The 1,804-nt window shown below is 69.8% G+C and carries 2 protein-coding genes; both read right to left on the reverse strand.

The window, feature by feature from the left end; translation table 11 throughout:
- Window positions 1–51: 51 nt before the first annotated feature.
- Entirely contained in the window at window positions 52–609 is a 558-nt protein-coding gene (locus BST38_RS28735; RefSeq protein ID WP_083146939.1) for a ferritin, read from the reverse strand.
- Window positions 610–721: 112 nt separating this feature from the next.
- On the reverse strand, window positions 722–1,654 hold the full coding sequence (locus BST38_RS28740) for an LCP family protein (protein ID WP_110782065.1): 933 nt from the start codon (window positions 1,652–1,654) through the stop codon (window positions 722–724).
- Between the last annotated feature and the right edge of the window lie 150 nt (window positions 1,655–1,804).

The following is a 1,804-nucleotide window of genomic DNA, read 5'->3' on the forward strand; positions in this document are numbered from 1 at the left end:
GAGAACCCAGCCGCAAACCCCGCCACCACGCCGGATTAATTCAGCAGGCTCCTAGAGGGCGCCGCCGGCGACGGCGGGGGCCGAGGCATCGCCACCGGAGGAGGCGGGCACCTCGCGCGCGACGAAGTCCTCCAGATGGAACAGATCCGAGCCGGCCCGCTCGGCGATGCGCACCAGCGTGGTCATCAGCGCGACCTCTTCGACCTGTTCCTTGAGGAACCACTGCATGAACTGCTCGCCGAGGTAGTCGCCCTCGTCGCGGGCGGTCGCGGCGAGCCGGCTGATCTGCTCGGTGACCGAACGCTCGAGGTCGAGCGCCAGCGCGATCGCGTCGCGGGGGGTCTCGAAGCTGTTGCGCACCGGGTCGACGGCCGGGATCTCGGTCGTCACGTCACGGTCGAGCAGGTAGCGCACCAGCATCATCGCGTGATTGCGTTCCTCGACGGACTGCCGATAGAAGAGCTTGGCCAGCTGGGGCAGATCCGCACCGTCGAAGTACACCGCGATCGCCAGGTACTGCTGCGACGCGCCGAGTTCGCTGCGGATCTGGTCGTTCAGCAGGCTGTGGAACTTGGTGTCGAGTGCATCATGAGTGGCTGGCGTGGTCATGTCGCAAAGATATAGCAGGTCAGCGGGCATTGTCATTGAAGGTGCGCCTAACCGAGCTGAGCCTGACCTTAGTAAGGGTGGCCAGTGTGATGCCGGCTACAGAGTTTGCTGATCAGGGGTTTCCGGCGTCCAGCACGTCCTGGGGGATCGGTGCGTCGGAGGCGAGCGCCGAGAACAGCCGTTCCGCGGTCTCGGTGTCCCAGACCACGATCGACCCCGCGCCGTTGCTGGTGAATTCACCGATCGGGACGGTGATGTTGGTGACCTCGCCCCGCATCGCCCAGCCCAGCCGGGCGAGGTCCCAGATGTGGGCGCCGTCATCGACGGTCAGGGTGTCCGCCGCGGCGGTGGCCATCGGGTACCAGCGCAGCGGGTTGAGCAGCACCGCCGGGCTGGTGGCGCGGTCGACCAGCGCCGACATGAACTGCCGCTGATGCACCATCCGGTCCAGATCGGCGCGTGGGGTGGCCCGCGACCGGACGTAGCCCAGCGCCGAGCGGCCGTCGAGTTCCTGGCAGCCGGCGGGCAGGTTGATCCCGGCCAGCGGGTCGTCGATCGGGGCGTCGGGGCATACGGTGACCCCGCCGACCGCGTCGACCACTCCGGCGAACCCGCCGAAGCCGACCTCGGCGTAGTGGTCGATGCGCAGGCCGGTGGCGAGCTCGACGGTGCGGGCCAGCAGTTCGGCACCGCCCACCGAGAACGCGGCGTTGATCTTGTCGTTGCCGTAGTCGGGGATCGATACGTAGGAGTCGCGCGGGATCGACACCATCGTTGCCGTCGTGCTCGACAGCAGTCCTGGCAGATGTACCAGCATGATCGTGTCGGTGCGGCTGCCGCCCAGGTCGCCGCCGGTGGCCAGCTCGGCCTGCTGCTCCGGGGTCAGCCCTTCCCGGCCGTCGGAGCCGACCAGCAGCCAGGTGGTTCCCGCGCCCTGCGGCGGGCGGTCCGCGTAGTTGGTCAGCGCGGGGATCCGCGTGAGCGACGAGTCGACCCAGACGCCGAGCGCGATGCCACCCGCGCCGAGAACCAGCAGGCACACCAGCGCGATCCGGAACCACCGGCGGACCCGCCGGGGCTTGCGGGGGTGACCCGCGGTCGGCGGTGGCCGACGGGGGGGTGGCGGTGGAGGTGGCTGACGGAGTGGCGGAGCCGGCCGCGGCCGGGGCGGTTGCCGGGGCGGCGGGGCCTGGCG

The sequence above is a fragment of the Mycolicibacterium parafortuitum genome, assembly GCF_002086815.1.
Lineage (GTDB): Bacteria > Actinomycetota > Actinomycetes > Mycobacteriales > Mycobacteriaceae > Mycobacterium > Mycobacterium parafortuitum.